Below are 20,624 nucleotides of genomic sequence, written 5' to 3' on the forward strand. Positions count from 1 at the left end.
AAGCTTAGACTAAAAATCAGCGCTGCATCAATTACTTGACTCAGCATCGCGATGCGCGACCTCAATTGACTTTTGTCGTTTGTGTCGGCAGTTTGGGCGAGGAGCAGACTTTTTTCAGATCAACCAAGGGTATGCCAGATTTTGTGAAAGGAACATGAAAAGCCAGTCGAGTAATCGTTTATCTGGAAGTCATACAGGCACTGTTCAGGCTTGCACCGCTCACCCTGCTTCTTCGAAGTCCATACCTGCGCAAGTGTCTCGCGTTACATAAATATTGTTGCAACTCTTAGTTGTTTTATTCAAGTGTTTCCAATCAAGGCCGTTACGTTTGACTGACTTACCTATTACCGATCCCGTCGCTTCAAAAACCAACCCGATGACCGTCTACCTGGCCCGACTGGCACCGTCCAGTCAGTTGACCATGCGCTATGTTTTGCAGGATGCAGCCGACCGTTTGGGGTTCGAGGACATGAATGTCGAGGAGATTCCCTGGCATCAGCTTCAACCTGACAATGTCATTGCATTGGTGGCGGCATTGCGCGCGGACGGTTACGCGCCGAACACTTCCTCGCTCTACGTCAACGCAGTGCGTGGGGTGATGAACGAAGCGTGGCGCATGAGCCTTATCAGCCAGGAACACTTGCTGAAAATGCGTTCGGTGAAGGGGATTGCCGGCACGCGGTTGTCCCAGGGCCGCAACTTGAGGCGCTCGCTGATTCAAGAGCTCATGGCGGTTTGCGCGGCGGATCCGCGTCCACAAGGGTTGAGAGACGCGGCGATCATCGGGATTTTGTATGGTTCGGGGATGCGCAAGTCCGAGTCGGTGGACCTCGACCTGTCACAGGTGGATTTCGCCGAACGCAGCTTGCGGGTCACGGCCAAGGGCAACAAGCAATTGATCAAATACGCACCGGCCTGGGCCTTTGCCAAGCTGCAGGACTGGCTGGAGCTGCGCCGTTCGCTGCTCAAGGAAGGTGAAGTGGACGATCCGTTCCTGTTCAACCGAATCCGCCGTGGCAGTCACATCACCCGCGAGCGCATCACCAAACATGCGATCTATTACATCGCCCGGCAACGCGGTGCGCAGGTCGGCGTGAAAATCATGCCGCATGATTTCCGCCGTTCGTTCATTACCCGGGTGATTGAAGAGTTCGACCTGTCGATCGCGCAGAAACTTGCGCACCACAGCAACATCCAGACCACCGCCAACTACGATGTGCGTGACGACAACGAGCGGCGGCGGGCGGTGGACCGGTTCGATCTTTGACGGGGTGAAATCAGGACTCACCCAAAACGTGGGCGTGGCCAATCGTCGAGACGTGAACTGCACTGCCGGCAGGCGGTGCATACATGCCGGAGCTGCGTACCATCAGGGACCGGCCTGGCTGCTCCCCAGCAGTTGAAGACTGCAATTCCACGGTCAAGGTGCAGGTGTTGCCGCTGAAATCCCGGTCGGTCACCACGGCGCGACACCCGGGACCTTCGGCAGGGCTGGGCTGTATGCTGATCAGTTGCAGTTGCTCGGGGCGCAACATGATCTGCGCCGAGTTGTTGTTCCTGTGGTTGTTGACCGGTATGCGGCCCAGATCGCAATGGGCCCATCCGGCTTCGATTCTGGCGGGCATGACCACGGCATCTCCGAGAAACAGCGCCGTCTGTTCATCGTCGGGATAACGGTAGAGGTCCAGCGGATGGCCTGACTGAACCAGGCGACCATCGCGCATGACGGCCAACTGATCGGCGAACGACAACGCTTCACTCTGGTCGTGGGTGACCAGAATGGTGGTCACGCCCGCATCGCTCAGCAATCTCGCAACCATTTTGCGCATGGCGCCGCGAAGGCCGGTATCGAGTGCCGAGAATGGCTCGTCGAGCAGCATCAGGCGCGGCTGCTGCGCCAGGGCCCGTGCCAGCGCCACTCGCTGTTGTTGGCCGCCGGACAGCTCATGGGGCCAACGATTGGCCATGTTTGCGTCCAGGGCCACGCTGTCCATCAATTCGGCGATGCGTTGCTGCTTTGTCTCACCTTTGGTGGACAGCCCAAAACCGATGTTGGCCGCCACGGTCATGTGTGGAAACAGGGCGCCATCCTGGGGGACGTAGCCAATCAAACGCTGATGCGCCGGGACCTCGTGGGTCTCATCGACCAATGTCTGGCCGTTCAGCGAGAGGCTGCCGGTGTCCGGGAACTCGAAGCCGGCGATCATCCGCAACAGCGTGGTTTTGCCCGAGCCAGAGGGTCCGACAATCACCGTTCGGCTGCCAGTCGGCACCGACAGACTGACGTTTTCCAAGGCCCGCTGGGAGCCGTAGAACTTGGAGATCGAGTGGAGTTCAAGAGCGTTCATCGGCCAGCCGTTCGTTTGGATTGGTGATAGAGGAGTCCGGTCAACGGGAGCGACAGCAGGATCATCAGCAAGGCATAGGGTGCTGCGGCGACGTAGTCGATTTCACTGGTCAGCGCCCAGAAGCCGGTGGCCAGGGTGCGGGTGCCATTGGGCGCGAGCAACAGGGTCGCGGTCAGCTCGTTGGTGATCGCCAGAAACACCAGCGCGGCGCCGGCGGCTGCACCGGGGGCAGCCAGGCGCAGGGTGACCAGCCACAAGGCTTGCGCAGGCGAGCGGCCGAGGCTGCGCGCTATGTTTTCCAGTTCTACAGGTGCTTGCGCGATTCCTGCGCGCAAACTGACCAGGGCGCGCGGCAAGAACATCAGCAGGTACGCCAGCAGGACCGTGATGGTGGTCTGGTAGATCGGTCGGGCGAAATGAATGGTCACAGTCACCAGGGCCAGGGCCACGACGATGCCAGGCAACGAGCTGGTGATGTAGTTGCAGCTTTCCAGCAGGCGTTGCAAACGACCCGGAGAACGAATCGACAGCCACGCAATCGGGATGGCCGCGCAAGTGGTGAGCACCGCGCCAGCGGCCCCCAGCAGCAGCGTTTGTTCAAGCGCGGGCATCAGCTGGGCCATGTCCCAGACCTCTGCGCCACCGGCTATCAGCCATTTGCCCAGCGTAATCAATGGAACACCGAGCGCCAGCAAGCAGGTGCTGATTTGCAGGGTCAGTGCGAGTACGGTCGATCCAGCGCCCAGGCGCACAACCCGTTGCTCACGCGCGCTGCCGGAACCGACCCGGGCGTAACGCGCCGAGCCGCGAGCAGCCGATTCGGCAGTCAGCATCGCCAGGCAACACAGGGCGAGCACACTGGCCAGCATGTGCGCAGCGGGCCCGTTGAAGGTCGATTTGAATTGATCGAAGATCGCCGTGGTGAAGGTGTCGAAGCGGATCATCGCGTACAGGCCGTATTCGGCCAGCAGGTGCAGGCCCACCAGCAGGGCGCCGCCACAGATGGCCAGACGCAGCTGCGGCAGCACCACGCGGATAAAGATCGCCCAAGGCTTGAGCCCCATCGATTCGGCCACGTCTTCGATGGCCGGGTCGAGCCGCCGCAACGTTGCGGCGACAGGCAAGTACAGAAACGGGAAGTAGGCAATCACCGAGACCAGCACCCCGGCGAACAGCCCGTGTATCGGCGGCACCAGGCTGACCCATGCATAACTGTGCACGAAGGCCGGCACTGCCAGCGGGGCGGTCGCCAGTAACGACCAGGCACGTCGCCCCGGCAGGTTGGTGCGTTCCGTCAGCCAGGCCAGGGCCAGGCCAAGCGCAATGCACAGGGGAATCGTGATCACCACCAGCAACACGGTGTTGATCAGCAATTCGCCGACCCGTGGCCGAAACACCAGCGGCACGAGCGTTGCCCAGCCGGTCTGGATCGAGACCCCGATGACAAAGGCAATCGGCATCAGTGCCAGCAGCGAAACCAGCACCGACAAACCGATGACCCACGCGCCACCGCGACCCGCGAAGAGGCCGCGGGAGCGTCTGCGCAGGTTGTCGGGAATCGACGCAGGTACGTTCGCGGGCAGTGTTTCAGGTATCAATTAGAGCAGCCCCGCTTGAGTCATCAGCTCCACGGCTTTTTTGCTGTCGAGTTTTGAAGCATCGACCGCTGGCGCATCGAGCTGTTGCAATGGCACCAGTTTTGGATTGGATTGCGCGTTTTTGCCTACGGCGTATTCAAACGAATTGCCGGTTTTCAGGATGTTCTGGCCGTCTTTGCCCGTCACCCATTTCAGGAACGCTTGAGCCTGTTCCTTGTGCTGGCTGGAGGCCAGGACGCCGCCACCCGAAACGCTGACGAAGGCGCCCGGATCCTTGTGCTTGAAGTAGTGCAGGGCGGTGTTCTTGCTGTTCTCGCCCGTTTTGGCCTGGTCGCCGAAGCTGTAGTAGTGATAGATCACGCCGCTGTCGACCTGCCCGGCGTTGACCGCCTTGAGCACGGCGCTGTTGCCGCGGTAGGCGGTGAAATTGGTTTTCATCGCTTTGAGCCATTCAAGCGTAGCCGCTTCGCCCTTGAGTTCCAGCACTGCCGCGACGATAGCCTGGAAGTCGGCACCGGCGGGCGATGCTCCCCAGCGGCCTTTCCAGTTCGGGCCGGCAAGGTCCATCAGCGATTTTGGCAGCTCGGCTTCGGGCAGTTTGCTCGGGTTATAGACAAACACCGTGGAGCGTGCGGCGATACCGACCCATTTGCCATGAGCCGGACGATAAGCTTCGCCGACCTGCTCGAGGGTGGCCGGTGCAACCGGTGCAAAAAGCCCTGCGTTGTCGACCAGCACCATCGCCGGGGAGTTTTCCGTCAGGAACACGTCGGCTGGGGACGCGGCGCCTTCCTGCACGATCTGATTACCCATCTCGGTATCGTCGCCATTGCGCACGGTAACCTTGATCCCGGTTTCCTTGGTAAAGCCGTCAATCCAGGCTTTGGTCAGGCTCTCGTGCTGAGCGTTATAAACCACGATGCCGTCGGTATCGGCGGCATACACGTGGGCGGCGCTGATCAGCGCGGTGGCCAATAATGCTTTTTTCAGAAACGCGGGGACTCGGGCGGTCATTCGGTAGCAGCTCCTGGTAATGGTCGTCATGCAAACGACTCGCGTGTGTATCAATGCGAATCATTTGCAATTTTTGAATGGCTGCGAATGTAGAGGGGCAAATGAGAAAAAAACGTTAAAAAAACCGTTAATACATGTCATTTCCATTCAGATTAGCAGCGCCGCTGACCATTGTCCGGTGAATTAGCTACTGAATGCCAGGGATATAGGCAACGCTCTGGTCCTCACGGGCATGAAACATGCGTTCGCCGTTGGTGGGTGTGGTGGTGATGACCTGATGATCTGGACTCAGGTAGTTCAACGGTAACGCATCGCCATTGCGGAACTGCGCGATGACAATGGTGCGCTGCGGATCCCAGTGTTTGCCGCTGGTGCGGTCCAGCCAGGACATCAGCGCCTCAGTATTGCCGTTGCGGGGAAAGTCCTGGCTTTCCTGTACGTAATAGAAGGGAGCGCCGCCGGTTTGCAGGTACATCGGCAATTTGTTGTCCACCTCGATCATCACCATGTTCCATTTATCCAGAGGCGCACGTTTGCTGGCTTCAAGCTTGACCGTTTCGGCGAATGTAATCACGCCACCGCCACCGTTGGTCCACGGATAGACGACACCGACCACCAACACCAAAAACACGGTGGCCACGCCGAAACCGATTTTCAATTTGCGACTGAACCTGCCGGTCTCGTTGCGCTCAGCCATTCGCCGAGTGATCCACCACGCACCCAGCAACTGGGCGAAGGGCACCAGGGGCAGTACGTAATAACTGCGTCGACTGCCACTGGCGGTGAAAAACAGCATCAACAGACCCAAGCCCCACACCAGCCAGCGGGTATGGGGTTCGATGCTGCGCCAATTGCGCAGCGCTACCCACAACCCCAGCAGCCAGCAAGGCGCCCACGGCAAGGTGTAGACCGGGAGGTAAATCAGGTAGGTGTAAATCGGTCCGATATTGTCGAACGGCTGGAAAAACCGTACGACGTTTTCGCGCAACACCAGGCCCAGGCCGCTTTCGCCATAAGTCGGTGCGCCATAGATATGCGACAACATGAACGGCGTCATGTAGAACGCCCCGGCGATGACCAAGGCTGCGCACATCCGCAGATTGAGGTGACGTTTCCAGCGACCGTCCTGCACGACATGCGGCAATAACACCAGGCCCGGCAGAATGAACCCGATCAAGCCTTTGAGCAGTGAGGTCAGGGACAGCAACAGGAAAAAGCCCAGGTAGCGACTGAAACGCGTGTCATCCGGCCCGCGCCAATACCACCAGACTGCAGCCACGACACCGCACACGGTGAGGATGTCCGCCGTGGCGACGCGTGCCCAGAAGATGAAATAGAAGGTGGTCGCCAGCATCCAGCCGGCAATCAGGCCGGTGCCTTTGCGAAAGAGCTGCTCGCCGATCAAGTACACCAGCCAGACGGTGAGCCACGCGGCAATGACCGAGGTCAGGCGCAATGACCAGTGGTTCAAGCCACCGATCAGCCATGCGGTCGCCGTGATCAGCCAGTAGGAGGGCAGTGGTTTGTCGTAATACGGACCGCCCTTGAGGTATGGATCGAAATAGTCACCGCTCTGCAGCATCTGCAACGCGATGTTGGCCCAACGGGTTTCAGCCCCCCACAACTCCCGCCCCCCCAACCCCAGTAACAGCATCAGCGCGCACGCGCCCAGCAGGAGCGCCAATGCGCCCCTGTCACTTGCCCAAAACTTCATGAAGGGTTTCCTTTAGGTGAAGCGCTGATGTGGCGTTAGCTGGTCAAGGTTGGCTTTGCGGGAAGATCAGAATCTCCAGGTTGCCGCGTTGATAGCGTTTGCCATCGATGGGCAACAGTTCGACCTCTTGCACTTCCTGGACGCTGTTGACCCGCATCACTACACCGACCGCACCTTTCTTGCGAGCTTCGGTCATCCATTGCCCCACAGTGTCCATCGTCACCTTGCGCGATGCCATGGCGGGGTCTTCAAGACCGTATTTCAGCTCGCCGATGGTGTTGTAGAGGTCGACCTGCGGCCGCTTCAGCCGCCAGGACAAGGCCGATGCCGCGCCCAGGTCGTTACTGAGCAGGGAGGATGTCTGGCTTAGCGCCTCCAGATGCTCGGCGATGAACTGGTCGGGCATCTTGCTATTGACGATCTGGGAAGGCATCGCTGCCGGTAGCAACGCCACCAGCAACCAGAGTCCAAGGGCCGGCATGGCCCAGAACAACAGGGGACGCAGAACTTGCAAGGCGTTGGCGATGATCCAGCCGATCAGGGCGAAGAACATCAGTGACAGACTGAACATCTCGGTGTTTGCGTAAATCTCTTTGGTGGTCTGCAGATACAGCAGCGCGATCAGTGTCACGGTAGCGATAACGACATTGACCACGCCGTTGATGCGAATCAGCTTGCCTCGCTCCTGGTTCAGCATGTCCATGATTGCGTGGCCCATCAGCAAGGCCAGAGGCAAGAGGCACGGCATGATGTAGGTCGGCAGTTTTCCGCTGCTGGTACTGAAGAAGGCCAGTGGCAGGAGCATCCAGAGCAGCAGGAAGCCAATGACCGGTTGACGCTTGTTTTTCCAGCCGTCAATCAGTGTATTGGGCAGCAATACCGCCCAAGGCAGGCTCGAAGCAAGCAGCAACGGCAAGTAAAACCACCATGGTCGAGCGTGCTGGGCATCGTCGGCGGAGAACCGGCGCACGTGTTCGTTCCAGAAGAAGAACCGCCAGAAATCAGGTTCCTGATGGTGAATGGCGAGCACCCACGGCAGACTCACCAGCGCCGCCACGACGACCGCCAGTGGGCCGTAACGCAACAGTTCACCCATCCGGCGCTGCCAGATCATGTAGGGCAGGGCGATCAACACAGGCAGCAGCCAGGCAAGAAAGCCTTTGGTCATGAAGCCCATGCCACAGGCAACGCCCAACAATGCCCAAGCCCCCAATTTACCCCGTGAAGACCGGCTATCGAGGGCAAACCACAAGGCTACAAGGCTCAAGTTGACCCAGAGCGTGAATTGCGGATCGAGGTTGGCGTACCCGGCTTGCCCTGCGATCAGGCCGAAACTCATGTAGAGCATTGCGCAGGCGAAACTTTTACGCGGATCGTTCCAGAATCGCTGGGCAATCAGATACGTCAGCCAGATACTCAGTCCGGTGCTCACCGCCGAGGCAATACGCACGCCGAACAGGTTGTCGCCAAACACGGCCTGGCCGATGGCGATCATCCAGTAACCGGCGATGGGTTTTTCGAAGTAGCGAATGCCCATGAAGTGCGGAGAAATCCAGTTGCCACTGAGGAGCATTTCCTGACTGATCTGGGCATAGCGGGTTTCGTCGGGGATCCACAGGCCGTGGGTCAGCATCGGTAACAGGTAGAACATCACGAATGCCAACAGCAAGCCGGGCAATAGCCAGCGGTCGAGCGGGGTGGACGCACGGGAAATAGTGTTGGGCAGGGGGTTACGAGACGTCATTTTTCGTCCTTGGCGCTATACGCGAGAGCGCAACTTTAATATTGAAAATAATCAAAAGCGTGAGGCTGCTGTAGTCGCTTCAGTTCGTTACTGGACGCTGCTGCCTTGCAGCAAGGATTTCCAGTCATCGGCCTTCACGATCCCAAGTATTTTTAGTTCCCCTTTCTCGTCGATGTGGACGAGCAAGGAACTGCCATATTCGCTTGTTGCCGCATGAGGGTAGCCTGTCTGTGCTTCAAAATCGCTGATGCAGCCACTGTGAGTGACCAGCACCAGATTATGGTGAGCACGTTTATGGGCCACGACATCGTTACGCAAGGGTTTGCCACAACTGGCGAGCCAGTCCTGAGCGATCGCATCTTTGCTGAACATGGCATGCGCCGTTTGCGCCGTACGAGTGGCCGGGCTGCTTATCACATCGGCCTGCTCCATGCCCAGCCGTATGAAACCTTGGCCCACAGCGATGGCGGCATCGTTACCCACTTTGGTTATGCCATCCGCCGGGCCGAAGCACGGGTTGCTGGAACGGTCACAGCGCTCGGCATGACGAACCAGCGCAACGACTTCGCCGGCTTGCCATTGTCGCAACAATTGAGATCGGTCTTCGGCGTTGGCACCGCCCAGATTGACTGGCGATCTTGACCAATAGGCAAAGCCTGAAACCAGTGCAACCACGACGAGGGCTGCGCTGAGAGACACCAGTTTTATTAACCGAGAAGTCATGAGTTCTTCGTTATCAAAGGTGGGGAACGATGCGCCTAAAATTAAATCTGTCCAGGTAGCGGAGGAGTGAAACGAATGTGAAAAAATTGCAGAGATGTTGCCGCAGCGTCATTAATTAATTGTTGCAAACTGTTATCTTCTACGTTGTTTACGTAAAACGGAGGCGCACAAACTTGCGCACCGTCGAGTTTGAGAGTGCTTCACTTGCAGCGGTCGGTTCAGGGTGAAGCAGGGCAACCCCGCGAGGGGCCTTTGGCCGCTTGGCTGATGAGCGCGATCAGGTGTTTCACGTTGTTCTGATGGGCTACCACCAAATCATCGATGCTTAGGCCTGAAGGTGTCTGAAAGGTGCTGCGGCATGTCACCAGTGTGTTGTCGGTATCGCCGGGATTGCGCAGACGCCATTTAACGTCGATCAGCGCGTATTGGCCGGGTATCGAATCAAAGCGTTGTACATCCACGCGCAAGGACACTTTGTGCTGCAGATTGCTGTTGATCAGTTGATCCACCAGCGCGCTGCTCAATTCATCCGACAGGCTCGCACCCCACCATTCGGTTTCAAGTATGACCAGCCCACTGCTGCCCTGACGGATAACGATCTGCGGGCGATCGACTTGCGGCGGCACGGTAATGCTTTCAATCACGACATCCGCAGCGTTGCCCCTGGCTGTTCCTCCTGGCTGTGCCGGAATCAGGGTGTGGAAATGAATCGGATCACTGCGGCATGCGGCAAGCAGCAACAGCGCGGTGACCAAGGTGATTTTCAGCTTCAAAGCCATGGTATTGCTCCTGTGGTCAGTTGCGCGGCGGCGCTTTCAGGTCCATCGGCGCGGCGTTGTTAGGGCGCCCGCGAATCAGCGATTCCGGATGCCGCCCCAGGTAATCCGAGAGCTCACGCAAGGAGCGCGACATGCGTCCCAGTTCGTCCAGGGTCTGGGTCAACTGTTCTCGTTGTGGTGAATCCTCGGCCAAGGTCGAACTGGCTGATTGCAACGTCTTACTGACATCGGCCAGGGTTGTCTGCACACCGGGCAGGGTCTTGGCATTGAACTGCGCCAGGCCTTTACGCAATTCGACGAGGTTGCTGTCCAGGTTGCCGGCGATGCGTTCCATCGGCAGTTTGTTGAGCTTGTCGACGATGGCTTCCAGTTTTCCCTGGAGCTCTTCAAGGCTGCCGGGAACGGTCGGAATGCTGACTGGGCGAACACTTGGATCGAACACGACTTTTTCAGCTTTCGGATAGAAATCCAGCGCGATGTACAACTGACCGGTCAACAGGTTGCCGCTGCGTGCCTGTGCGCGCAGACCGTTCTCGATAAAGGTGCCGATAAGCCGCACCCCACCTGCTTCATCGCGAGGATCATGATTGTAGGCTTTGAGCAATTTCGGATAAGCCCTGCCCAGACGTTGCGGGTAGATCACGATGCCGACATTGACCGGAAAACTCTTTTTCTTCTCGTCAAAATCCAGATTGACTGAGACCACTTTGCCGATTTCCACCCCGAGAAACTCCACCGGTGCATCGACTTTCAACCCTCGCAGGGCCTGGTCGAAACGCAGGGAAAGGAATTGCGCCTTGCCATTGGGAGGCGCGAGGGCAGTCTGCTGGTCCTCGAACAATTCATAGGCATATTCTTCCGGCGCGGACTTGTCATCGGGACTGTAATCGGGTGCGCGAAACGCGATGCCACCCACCAGGATCGAGGACAACGACTCGGTCTTCACCGCAAGACCATTGGCACCGACGCTGACATCAAAGCCGCTGGCGTTCCAGAACCGGGTGTTTTCGGTGACATAAGCGTCGTTGGGCGCGTGGATGAAGATGTCGATGTTTACGCCTTTGCCGTCAGGATCCAGGCCGTAGGCGACGACCTGGCCTACCGGGATTTTTCGGTAGTACACCGGGGAGCCGATGTCCAGTGAACCGAGGTCCTCGGTGTGCAAGGTGAAACGCTTGCCTGGCTCGCCATACGTAATGGCGGGCGGGTTTTCAATGCCCTTGAAATGCTTCGAGCGGGCGTTGGCCTGGCCAATGTCGGCACCGATGTAATCACCTGAGAACAGCGTATCGATGCCCGATACCCCACCGGCCCCGATTCGCGGACGTACCACCCAGAACTTCGAGTCTTCGCGGGTAAAGCTTTCCGCTTGTTTGGCCAGCTTGATCGTCGCATTCACGCTTTTCTGATCGTCGCTCAGTTCGACGTCCGAGACTTGGCCGATCACCACGTTGCGGTATTTGACTTCGGTCTTGTTCGCGGTCAGGCCGTCACCGGTTTTGAAGGTGACGGTAATGGTCGGGCCTTCCTGCATCAGGCTGTGGACCACCAGGGAAATCCCCACCAGCACCGCGACAATGGGCACGATCCAGACCAGTGAAACGCTGAAACGACGCGTTTTTACCGGGGCTTGCCCGGGGGCTTGCGGCCCGTCAGTGGCTTGCGACTTCATCCATGTCCTCCTCATTCTGGGGGGTGTCCGACCGCTCGCTATCCCAGATCAGTCGAGGGTCGAAACTCATCGCCGACAGCATGGTGAACACCACCACCAGGCCAAAAAACAGAATGCCCGGGCGCGGCTCGATATCGGCCAGGGCTTGGAACTTGACCAGAGAGGCCACCAGCGCCACCACAATCACGTCGAGCATTGACCAATAACCGATGACCTCGACGAATCGGTACAGTTTTGAGCGCTCCTTGCGTGCCCAGTCGCTGTCGCGATGCACCGTGACCAGCAGCAGCGTCAGGGCGACGAACTTGATGCCCGGCACCGCAATACTGGCAATGAAAATGATCAGGGCGATGTCCCAGGCGCCGTGTTGCCAGAAATCCAGCACCCCGCCCATGATCGTGCTGTCTGCGCCGTTACCGACCATCTTGGTGTTCATCACCGGCAACAGATTGGCCGGCACGTAAAAAGCCAGGGCCGTGAACATGTAGGCCCAGGTCCGGGCCAGCGAGTTGGTTTTGCGCCGGTGCAGTGGCGCGCCGCAACGCTCGCATTCGTGGGGCTCGTGGGTCATGTCGCAGGCCAAGCCGCAGCTGTGGCACAAGCACAGGTTGAGTTCGCTGGCGACCGGGGGCATTTTCATAAGACGTCCCACAGCTCACGGATATCGCGACCGGCGATGCGGATCATCATCAGGCTGAGTATGGCGAGGGCAAACAGGCCGATGCCGGGCAGCACGTCGAGCAACCCGGCCAGCTTGATGACCGCCACCATCGCGCCCAAGAGGCAGACCTCCAGCATGCTCCAGGGCCTGAGGGATTCCAGCCAGCGCATGCAAAACCTGAAACCCGGCGCGCGCCGGGAGGCGAGGGCGTAACTGAGCACCCAGATCAGCAGCACCAGTTGAAAAATCGGCGCGATGATCATCGCAATCGCCGCCACCAGGGCGATGAAGGTGATGGGACCAAGGCTCAGCGCCAGCACCGAATCCCAGAGGGTTGCGCTGTTTTTCAGGCCCTTGAGGCTGATGCTCATGACCGGGTAAAAATTGGCGAAAATCCACAACATCAGCGCGGTGAAAGTCAGCGCCAGGCGCTGCTCCACCGTCAAGCCGTTGTAACGCTGGAGCACACCGCCGCAGCGCATGCACAGGGTTTTTTGATGTTTGGCGAGCGTGACTTTTTCGTACACACAGTCGCAGTGCTCGCAGATGATCAGGTGGTTTGTCGTAGCCATAGACCGCATTCGCCAGGACACAGGAAAGTCAGAGCACCCCCTCAATATAGAAGTGCCTAGCGATAGAGCAAATCGAAAGGCGCAAACACCTGATTAACCGTGTTGATCGTTCCCACGCTCTGCGTGGGAATGCAGCCCGGGACGCTCTGCGTCCCAAAAGCGGGCGCAGAGCGCCCGATGAGGCATTCCCACGCAGAGCGTGGGAAGGATCATGACCTTCAGCCAAGCAATTCGCGCAGGCGATACCAGAACATGCCAAGCGCCAGCAGTGGTGAACGCAGCATCGGCCCACCGGGAAAAGTCATGTGCGGTATGGCGCTGAACACGTCGAAGCCTTGGCTGTGTCCGGCATGGATGGCTTCGCCCAACAGCTTCGCGCACCAGTGGGTCACGTTCAGCCCATGCCCGGAATATCCCTGGGCATAGAACACGTTCGGGTGCAGTTTCAAGCGCCCGACCTGCGGGAAGCGATTGGCCGAGATACCGATCTTGCCGCCCCATTGGTAATCAATGCGCACATCGGCCAGTTGCGGAAAAACCTTGAGCATCTGCGGGCGCATGTAGGCGGTGATGTCCGCTGGATCGCGCCCGGAATAATGGCAGGCGCCGCCGAACAGCAAGCGTCGATCCGCCGAGAGCCGGTAGTAGTCGAGCCCGACTTTCTGGTCGCACAACGCCAGATTCTGCGGTATCAATTGCGCCGCCACCTCGGGCGTCAACGGCTCAGTGGCAATGATGTAGCTGCCCGCCGGGAGCACCTTGCCGCTGAGTGTCGGTTCGAGGTCTTCAAGGTGCGCGTTGCACGCCAGCACCAGGCTGCCGGCGCGCACCGTGCCAGCGGCGCAACGAACCTGCACAGTACTGCCATGAATCACCTCGAGCACCGGGCTTTGCTCGAAGATCTGCACACCCAGCGATTGCGCCAGCCGTGCTTCGCCAAGCACCAGGTTGAGTGGATGCAAATGACCGGAACCCATGTCGACCAGCCCGCCGGCATACACACCGGAATTCACCACCTGCTGACGGATCTGTTCCGGGCCGACCAATCGCGTCTCGTGGGCGTAACCCGACTCGATCAAACCTGCCTGTTCCGCTTTGAAGGCGGCGAACTGCGCCGGGGTGTTGGCCAGTTCGCAAAAGCCCCAGCGCAAGTCGCAATCGATGCCGTGATCGCGAATGCGCTTGCCCACCAATTCCACCGACTCGACGCCCGCACGCTCCAGATAACGCACGCCTTCTTCGCCGACATAACGACTGAAACCACTGACGTCATGCCCGATGCCGCGAATCAATTGTCCGCCGTTGCGCCCACTGGCGCCCCAGCCGATGCGCCGGCCTTCCAGCACAATCACCGAGAGCCCGCGCTGAGCCAGCTCGATGGCGGTGTTGATCCCGGTAAAACCGCCGCCGATCACGCAGACATCGGCGAACAGATCCTCGGTCAACGCAGGGAAGGGCGTCAGGTGATGCGCCGTCGCGGCGTAATAGGACTGTGCGTGTTCGTTGTTCATTTGTTGGACTTCACTTTGCTCCAGGAACGGGTCATCAAACGCATGATCGCCTGGGGCGGGGTGGTCGAAATGTAGAGCTTGTCGAGGACAGCCTGCGGTGGATACACCTCAGGGTTGTTTACCAACTCAGCGTCCATGAAGGCCTTCGCGGACGGGTTGGGGTTGGCGTAGCCGACCGAGGCACTGACCTTGGCAATCACCGGCGGGTCCAGCAGGTAGTTGATGAAGGCATGGGCTTGTTTCGGATTGCTGGCATCGGCCGGAATCGCCAGCAGGTCAAACCACAAATTACTGCCTTCCTTTGGAATGGCATAGGCGATGTTCACGCCGTTCTTGGCTTCCTTGGCGCGGTTGGCCGCCTGGAACACGTCACCCGAATAACCAAAGGCTACGCAGATGTCGCCGTTGGCCAGGTCCGACACGTACTTGGACGAATGGAAATAGGTGATGTAAGGCCGGATGCTCAGCAGCTTGGCTTCAGCTTTTTTGTAGTCTTCGGGGTTCTCGCTACGCGGGTCCATGCCCATGTAATTGAGGATCGCCGGGAACACTTCATCGGCCGAATCCATCATCGACACACCGCACTGGCTGAGTTTCTTGATGTTTTCCGGTTCGAACAGCACGGCCCAGGAGTCGATGTGATCGACGCCCAGCACTTGCTTGATCTTGTCGACGTTGTAGCCGATGCCGTTGGTGCCCCACAGGTACGGCACGGAATGCTCGTTACCCGGATCGTTTTTCTCCAGCAGCGCCAGCAGTTTCGGGTCGAGGTTCTTGAAGTTGGGCAGCTGCGTGCGATCCAGCTTGAGGAACGCACCGGCCTTCACCTGGCGCGCGAGGAAGTGGTTGGACGGCACCACCACGTCATACCCGGTGCGGCCGGCGAGCAGTTTGCCCTCAAGGGTTTCGTTGGAGTCGAATACGTCGTAGATCACTTTGATGCCGGTTTTGGCCTGGAAGTCGACCAGGGTGGTGTCGCCGATGTAATCGGTCCAGTTGTAGACGCTGACGGTAGGCTGAGCCTGCGCAACTGCGCTGAACAACAAGGTCAGCGCGACCGGAACCATGGATTTCAATAGACGCATTCGACACCTCTTTGAGTTTTTGAATTTTTCAGGCGTTTCGGTGGTGTTCTCTATCCCTGTGGGAGCGGGCTTGCTCGCGATGACGGCCGTTCAGTCAACCGAGATGTTGAATGTGCCGGCCTTTTCGCGGGCAAGCCCGCTCCCACAGAGATGTGTGATGCTATGGGGGGACGAGGTTTCTAGACGCTGAACAGCAGGAACTCACGCTCCCAGGAGCTGATCACGCGCTTGAAGTTTTCGTGCTCGGCACGCTTGACCGCGACGTAACCCCTGACGAATTTGTTGCCCAGATAACGTTCGATGGTTTCGCTTTCTTCCATTTGCGTCAGCGCGTCTTCGATGGTGATCGGCAAGCGCAGGTTGCGCCGCTCGTAGGCTCTACCCTGTACCGCCGCGCTCGGTTCGATGCCTTCGACCATGCCGATGTAACCGCACAGCAGGCTGGCAGCAATCGCCAGATAAGGGTTGGCATCCGCGCCCGGCAATCGGTTCTCGACACGCATGGCTTCGGGGCTTGAAGTCGGCACGCGCAGGCCGACGGTGCGGTTCTCTTCGCCCCATTCGACGTTCACCGGCGCCGAAGTGTCCGGCAGGAAGCGGCGGAACGAGTTCACGTTCGGCGCAAACATCGGCAGCACTTTGGGGATGTATTTTTGCAGTCCGCCAATGTGGTGCAGAAACAGTTCGCTCATGTTGCCGTCGGCATCGACGAAGATCGGCTGGCCCGTGGCAATGTCGACCACACTCTGGTGAATGTGCATGGCGCTGCCGGGTTCATCGCCAATCGGTTTGGCCATGAACGTCGCCGCGACGTTGTGCTTGAGCGCCGCCTCACGCATGGTCCGCTTGAACACGGTGATCTGGTCGGCCAGGTCCAGCGCGTTGCCATGACGGAAGTTGATTTCCATCTGCGCCGGGCCGTCTTCGTGGATCAGCGTGTCGAGGTCCAGGCCTTGCAGTTCGCACCAGTCGTAGACGTCTTCGAACAGCGGATCGAATTCGTTGGCGGCATCGATGGAAAACGACTGGCGACCACTTTCAGCGCGCCCCGAACGGCCCATCGGTGCTTTGAGCGGCAAGTCCGGGTCTTCGCAGCGCTGGGTCAGGTAGAACTCCATTTCCGGCGCGACAATCGGCCGCCAGCCTTTGTCGGTGTACAGCTGCAACACCTTCTTCAACACGTTGCGCGGCGACAGTTCGATCGGGTTGCCGAATTTGTCGAAGGTGTCGTGGATCACGATTGCCGTCGGTTCGATGGCCCATGGAATCACGTACACCGCGTCGGCGTCCGGCTTGCAGACCATGTCGATGTCCGCCGGATCCAGCAGGTCGTAGTAGATGTCGTCGTCGACAAAGTCCCCGGTTACCGTTTGCAACAGCACACTTTCCGGCAGGCGCATGCCTCGCTCATGCAGGAACTTGTTGGTGGGTGCGATTTTGCCGCGTGCAATGCCGGTCAAGTCACTGACCACACACTCGACTTCGGTAATCTTGTGATCTTTCAGCCACGTGAACAGCTGATCGAAGGGGACATTCATAAAGACCTCGTTATTGGTTTTATTAACGTCGGGGAGGGTGGTTTCATCCACCACACACTTCCCCTGTGACGCGTTGACGACTATCTTGGGCGAGCCTTGTCGTTCCATCTATCCACTTTAAGCAGCACCAAAACGCACCAAACGAGTGCGTAAGGTCATCCCATGTCAGCGTCCAGTCCGTTACAGGTTCAAGCGTTCAATACCGATGATGTCGCCGCGCAGATCCGTGCCACACCGGGTTGGGTGCAGCACTATCAACAGATGTCACCGGGGCATTTCGCCGGGCGTGTGCGCTACCTCGACCTGCAGGGCGTGGAGATTTACGAAGAACAGATGAACACCCGGGTCGAGCAGAATTTCAGCGCGCCGCAGGGGGCGTTGGCGTTTTGTTTCGATCGCAGCGACAACGCGCTGTACGTGTTGAATGGCGAAAGCCGCAACATCTGGATCACCCCGGAGAACTACCAGGAAATCGCCGTGGTGTTCGGCCCCGAGTTCGTCCAGCGCCACGGTTTGAACGTTGCGCGGCTGGAAGGCTTGTTCATGTCGCCGCTCAACTGCGGGCAGAACGCCTTGTTCAGCCGCTGGTTGAGCGGCACCTTGACCCGGCTGGCAGAGACGCTCGATCCACCGAGCAAGGAAGCGCTGACCCAGCAGTTACTGGAGGATTGTCTCTACATCCTCGATAACGCCTGTGTGTGCCTGGACCGCGGTGGCCTGCAGCGGCGCACCGAAGAGCGCGCGATCATGAAACGCATCGGTGAGTGGGCGGCTGATTCACCGGAAGATACCCTCAACCTGCTGGAGCTGTCCCAGGTTGCCGGGGTTTCCCTGCGTCAATTGCAGCATGCGTTCAAGGCGTTCACCGCCATGACCCCGACCCATTGGCTGCGCCTGCGCCGACTCAACAGCGCACACCGCGAACTGCTGGCCCGAACACCGAATGAGACGACCGTCGCCGAAGTGGCGATGAACTGGTCGTTCTGGCATTTGGGTCGGTTTTCCAGCAGTTACCGGGCGCTGTTCAAGGAGCTGCCGAGCGAAACGCTGAAACGCGCAGCGCCAAAAAGGATCCCGGTTTAACGTCGGCGTTTGTTGGCATTCAGTCAGGTCGCTGGCGGCGGTTTCGCCAGCTGAATACCCGCCGCCCCCAATCGCTTCAAAATCTCGAACAACAGATCGCTTTTGGTCGTGCCGACGATTCTCGGGCTGCTGACGTAACCGGTGACCGTCAACGTGATGCCGTCGGGAGACAGTTTGCTGAAGCGCACAAACGGCGCCGGTTTCTCAAGGATGGTTTCGTGTTCTTGATAGGTGTCGTATAGCAGGTCTTTCACTTGTTCAGGGTCAATGTCCAGCGGGAACACCAGTTCGAGTGTCGCGACCCCTTGGGCACTGCCGCCGAGGGTGACGTTGCGCAGGTTCTGCGAAATCAGTTGCGAGTTGGGGACGATGACGATCGAGCGGTCACTGAGTTGTATTTCGGTGGCCCTGACGTTGATGCGCCGGATGTCGCCTTCGACGCCGCTGATGCTGATCAGGTCGCCCACCTTGACCGGGCGCTCGGTCAGGAGAATAAGGCCGGAGACGAAATTCTTGACGATTTCCTGCAAGCCGAAACCGATGCCCACGGACAATGCGCTGACGATCCACGCCAGGTTGGTCCATTTGATGCCCAAAGACGACAAGGTCAACAGGATCACCAGGGCGTAGCCGATGTTGGCAGACAGTGTGCTCAGTGAGGCACACATGCCGGGGTCCATGTCGGTCTTGGGCAGGAACTCGTTATCCAGCCATCGGAGCAGTGAGCGAATCAGGTAGATACCGATCAACAGGGCCAGCACGGCTTTCAGCAGGTGGTCGGGGATGATGTTCAGTTTGCGCAAGCCGTCGCCGCCGAGGATGGCGAACATTTGGGTGAACAGTTGCCCGAGTGTGGTCCCGACCCCACCCACAAACAGTGAAATGACCGCCAATAGAATTAACGTGGCACGCCCCACGCCAGACAAAATGACCGAGACCTGCTCAAGGCGCACATCGCCGATCCCGAGCAACTGCTTGAACGCCTTGCCGCTGGGGCTCTTGGGTGAAAACAGATACTCGCAGCTGTCCCTGAACACCTGCGTCAGCAAGTAGAAGCCGCACAGGATGATGAATCCCCAGACCAGTTGATAGGTGATGAACCTTGCCAGGGAGACATAGCCAATCAGCAGCGCAAGCAGCGCCACCACAATTACAACGGCGACGAATGAGTAAATCAGGCCGGCCAGGGTGGTGCTCGATTCGGGCGCCTCACCACTGTTCACCACGGCTCTTCGGACTTGGCTGGCACGGCGGAACAAGGCTCCGACAATCAATGTGACCACGAGCGAAATCAGTCCCCGGCCAAAGAGGATGGCCGGTGCGCTCATGCCGGTGACATTGGTGATTTGTGCCAGGCCCACCAGAATCAGCAGCGTGACAGACAACAGTCTGGGGTACGGCTGGATCGCCAGCGCAACCGGGTCTGCGATGGCGGGCAGGCGCCAGGACGGATGTCGGGTCGACAGCAGTGCCCGGCTCAAACCGGTGATCAGGACGCAGACATAGATGACTTTTTCGAATTCATCGGCAAAGCTCTGCATCATGGGCGACAGAGGCAGTCCTCGCGTGAGCGCATAAAACAGCAGTTGCATCGCACAGGCAGTGGTCAACAGCGTGGCCACGACCGAAGCCAGCGCGAGCGAACTTCGGCGCAAGCGACCTTCCGGCATTCGATGAATGCACATCCAGGTCAGCCCGCGATCGGCGATTCTTCGGCCCCAGGACCAAATGGCCGCCGCCAGCAAAACCAGGGTGACGCCAGACAGCCGATTGCCGGGCTGCCAGGCAGCCTGGAGCGCACTGCTGGCCTGCTGGATGAATTCTGCTAAGCGCTGGCGGTCCTCCGGCAGCGGATTGAACAACGGTGCCCAGAACCCTGGCGAGAGGATACTGCCGCTGCGCAGCGTGACTTCGGTTTCCAGAAGGCTGCGTCGAATGCCGGCAATTTGAATGATCAGGTCAGCAGCGTTGCTTCTCAGCGCCGCCAGGGTTTTCAAATTAAAATCGACTTTGGCCTTTTGCTCGGACAGATAGTCTCTTTGCGTCGCAATCTCCGACTTCTCTGGCGCGATATCGCTGAGTGACACTGGACCCAACACATCAAGTTGGGCTTGCAGTTGCTTGTGTTCGGGCAGCAAGGAAGACTGCAGGGCGTCCACATCACTGATAAACAGCTGCAAGGAATCTTGCAGGCCGACCATCTGCGTGAGGTTATTGGCCTGCGAAATCTGCTGCTTGATCCGGTCAAGGCGAGCTTGTAGCGCTTGCAGATCACTCTGGGAGACGGCAACGGACGAAGTGGTTGAAACAGCCGATGGTGGCGACAGCTCAGCGGCCGACAGCACAGTGGCAATCGGTCCAAGCAGCGTGAGCACGACGAAAATCATTGACTTCAATGCCTTGCGCATAGGAGTGCCCGGCTCTGTTGTTGGTCGCTTAACCTATGAGGTTAGGCCATCACGCCAAAACGATCGAAAAGAATCATGGACAGGCGCCCTCGGGGCCATTGCGCGTGGGGAACGAACAGTGTGTGATCTACACTCCTTTTTGCTCAATAAGTCGGTGATCTGTCTTGAACTGCC

General features: G+C 58.7%; 16 protein-coding genes. 2 read left to right on the forward strand and 14 right to left on the reverse strand.

Annotated elements, in window-relative coordinates; genetic code table 11:
- Positions 1–376: 376 nt before the first annotated feature.
- Positions 377–1,267 carry a tyrosine recombinase XerC gene (gene xerC, locus K5K95_RS24785; protein ID WP_222590415.1) on the forward strand — a complete coding sequence of 297 codons (891 nt, stop codon included), beginning with the start codon at positions 377–379 and terminating at the stop codon, positions 1,265–1,267.
- A 10-nt stretch (positions 1,268–1,277) separates the two neighbouring features.
- On the opposite strand, the gene K5K95_RS24790 is transcribed toward xerC, so the two are convergent.
- The 13 genes from K5K95_RS24790 to K5K95_RS24850 form a co-directional block, all read right to left on the reverse strand.
- Positions 1,278–2,348, reverse strand: a complete 1,071-nt coding sequence (locus K5K95_RS24790) for an ABC transporter ATP-binding protein (protein WP_222586549.1) — start codon at positions 2,346–2,348, stop codon at positions 1,278–1,280.
- On the reverse strand, positions 2,345–3,943 hold the full coding sequence (locus K5K95_RS24795) for an ABC transporter permease (RefSeq protein ID WP_222590416.1): 1,599 nt from the start codon (positions 3,941–3,943) through the stop codon (positions 2,345–2,347). The genes K5K95_RS24790 and K5K95_RS24795 overlap by 4 nt, the downstream gene beginning before the upstream one ends.
- 3 nt (positions 3,944–3,946) lie before the next feature.
- Positions 3,947–4,960 carry an iron ABC transporter substrate-binding protein gene (locus K5K95_RS24800; protein WP_222586550.1) on the reverse strand — a complete coding sequence of 338 codons (1,014 nt, stop codon included), beginning with the start codon at positions 4,958–4,960 and terminating at the stop codon, positions 3,947–3,949.
- A 187-nt stretch (positions 4,961–5,147) separates the two neighbouring features.
- Entirely contained in the window at positions 5,148–6,674 is a 1,527-nt protein-coding gene (locus K5K95_RS24805; RefSeq protein WP_222586551.1) for an ArnT family glycosyltransferase, read from the reverse strand.
- Positions 6,675–6,717: 43 nt separating this feature from the next.
- Positions 6,718–8,418: a lipid IV(A) 4-amino-4-deoxy-L-arabinosyltransferase gene (gene arnT / locus K5K95_RS24810; RefSeq protein WP_222586552.1), complete on the reverse strand. Its 1,701-nt coding sequence runs from the start codon at positions 8,416–8,418 to the stop codon at positions 6,718–6,720.
- Positions 8,419–8,505: 87 nt separating this feature from the next.
- Entirely contained in the window at positions 8,506–9,141 is a 636-nt protein-coding gene (locus K5K95_RS24815) for a histidine phosphatase family protein (RefSeq protein ID WP_222586553.1), read from the reverse strand.
- Positions 9,142–9,359: 218 nt separating this feature from the next.
- Entirely contained in the window at positions 9,360–9,920 is a 561-nt protein-coding gene (locus K5K95_RS24820; RefSeq protein WP_222586554.1) for a membrane integrity-associated transporter subunit PqiC, read from the reverse strand.
- 16 nt (positions 9,921–9,936) lie between these two features.
- On the reverse strand, positions 9,937–11,592 hold the full coding sequence (locus K5K95_RS24825) for an intermembrane transport protein PqiB (RefSeq protein WP_222586555.1): 1,656 nt from the start codon (positions 11,590–11,592) through the stop codon (positions 9,937–9,939).
- Entirely contained in the window at positions 11,573–12,232 is a 660-nt protein-coding gene (locus tag K5K95_RS24830; RefSeq protein WP_222586556.1) for a paraquat-inducible protein A, read from the reverse strand. Before K5K95_RS24830 ends, K5K95_RS24825 begins: the two co-directional genes overlap by 20 nt.
- A complete protein-coding gene (locus tag K5K95_RS24835; RefSeq protein ID WP_222586557.1) occupies positions 12,229–12,825 on the reverse strand; it encodes a paraquat-inducible protein A in 597 nt (198 codons plus the stop codon). The genes K5K95_RS24830 and K5K95_RS24835 overlap by 4 nt, the downstream gene beginning before the upstream one ends.
- Positions 12,826–13,043: 218 nt before the next feature.
- Complete coding sequence (locus tag K5K95_RS24840; RefSeq protein WP_222586558.1) at positions 13,044–14,336, reverse strand: NAD(P)/FAD-dependent oxidoreductase; 1,293 nt, start codon at positions 14,334–14,336, stop codon at positions 13,044–13,046.
- Positions 14,333–15,421 carry a polyamine ABC transporter substrate-binding protein gene (locus K5K95_RS24845; RefSeq protein WP_222586559.1) on the reverse strand — a complete coding sequence of 363 codons (1,089 nt, stop codon included), beginning with the start codon at positions 15,419–15,421 and terminating at the stop codon, positions 14,333–14,335. Before K5K95_RS24845 ends, K5K95_RS24840 begins: the two co-directional genes overlap by 4 nt.
- A 179-nt stretch (positions 15,422–15,600) precedes the next feature.
- Positions 15,601–16,959, reverse strand: coding sequence for a glutamine synthetase family protein (locus tag K5K95_RS24850; RefSeq protein ID WP_222586560.1), 1,359 nt, complete (start codon positions 16,957–16,959; stop codon positions 15,601–15,603).
- A gap of 162 nt (positions 16,960–17,121) precedes the next feature.
- On the opposite strand from K5K95_RS24850, the gene K5K95_RS24855 reads away from it, so the two are divergent.
- Positions 17,122–18,042 (forward strand): helix-turn-helix domain-containing protein, encoded by a 921-nt coding sequence (locus K5K95_RS24855; RefSeq protein WP_222586561.1) that lies wholly within the window; start codon positions 17,122–17,124, stop codon positions 18,040–18,042.
- A 23-nt stretch (positions 18,043–18,065) separates the two neighbouring features.
- Here the strand turns inward: K5K95_RS24855 and K5K95_RS24860 are convergent, their stop codons facing one another.
- Positions 18,066–20,450 (reverse strand): DUF3772 domain-containing protein, encoded by a 2,385-nt coding sequence (locus K5K95_RS24860; RefSeq protein ID WP_222586562.1) that lies wholly within the window; start codon positions 20,448–20,450, stop codon positions 18,066–18,068.
- Positions 20,451–20,624: the final 174 nt, after the last annotated feature.

Source organism: Pseudomonas sp. DR48 (assembly GCF_019823085.1).
Lineage (GTDB): Bacteria > Pseudomonadota > Gammaproteobacteria > Pseudomonadales > Pseudomonadaceae > Aquipseudomonas.

Coding starts and splice junctions, on each gene's coding strand:
- K5K95_RS24800 (WP_222586550.1), bottom strand. CDS start 4,960: ATGACCGCCCGAGTCCCCGCGTTTCTGAAAAAAGCATTATTGGCCACC.
- xerC (WP_222590415.1), top strand. CDS start 377: ATGACCGTCTACCTGGCCCGACTGGCACCGTCCAGTCAGTTGACCATG.
- K5K95_RS24805 (WP_222586551.1), bottom strand. CDS start 6,674: ATGAAGTTTTGGGCAAGTGACAGGGGCGCATTGGCGCTCCTGCTGGGC.
- K5K95_RS24845 (WP_222586559.1), bottom strand. CDS start 15,421: ATGCGTCTATTGAAATCCATGGTTCCGGTCGCGCTGACCTTGTTGTTC.
- K5K95_RS24825 (WP_222586555.1), bottom strand. CDS start 11,592: ATGAAGTCGCAAGCCACTGACGGGCCGCAAGCCCCCGGGCAAGCCCCG.
- K5K95_RS24815 (WP_222586553.1), bottom strand. CDS start 9,141: ATGACTTCTCGGTTAATAAAACTGGTGTCTCTCAGCGCAGCCCTCGTC.
- K5K95_RS24840 (WP_222586558.1), bottom strand. CDS start 14,336: ATGAACAACGAACACGCACAGTCCTATTACGCCGCGACGGCGCATCAC.
- K5K95_RS24835 (WP_222586557.1), bottom strand. CDS start 12,825: ATGGCTACGACAAACCACCTGATCATCTGCGAGCACTGCGACTGTGTG.
- K5K95_RS24820 (WP_222586554.1), bottom strand. CDS start 9,920: ATGGCTTTGAAGCTGAAAATCACCTTGGTCACCGCGCTGTTGCTGCTT.
- K5K95_RS24790 (WP_222586549.1), bottom strand. CDS start 2,348: ATGAACGCTCTTGAACTCCACTCGATCTCCAAGTTCTACGGCTCCCAG.
- K5K95_RS24855 (WP_222586561.1), top strand. CDS start 17,122: ATGTCAGCGTCCAGTCCGTTACAGGTTCAAGCGTTCAATACCGATGAT.
- K5K95_RS24830 (WP_222586556.1), bottom strand. CDS start 12,232: ATGAAAATGCCCCCGGTCGCCAGCGAACTCAACCTGTGCTTGTGCCAC.
- K5K95_RS24850 (WP_222586560.1), bottom strand. CDS start 16,959: ATGAATGTCCCCTTCGATCAGCTGTTCACGTGGCTGAAAGATCACAAG.
- K5K95_RS24860 (WP_222586562.1), bottom strand. CDS start 20,450: ATGCGCAAGGCATTGAAGTCAATGATTTTCGTCGTGCTCACGCTGCTT.
- arnT (WP_222586552.1), bottom strand. CDS start 8,418: ATGACGTCTCGTAACCCCCTGCCCAACACTATTTCCCGTGCGTCCACC.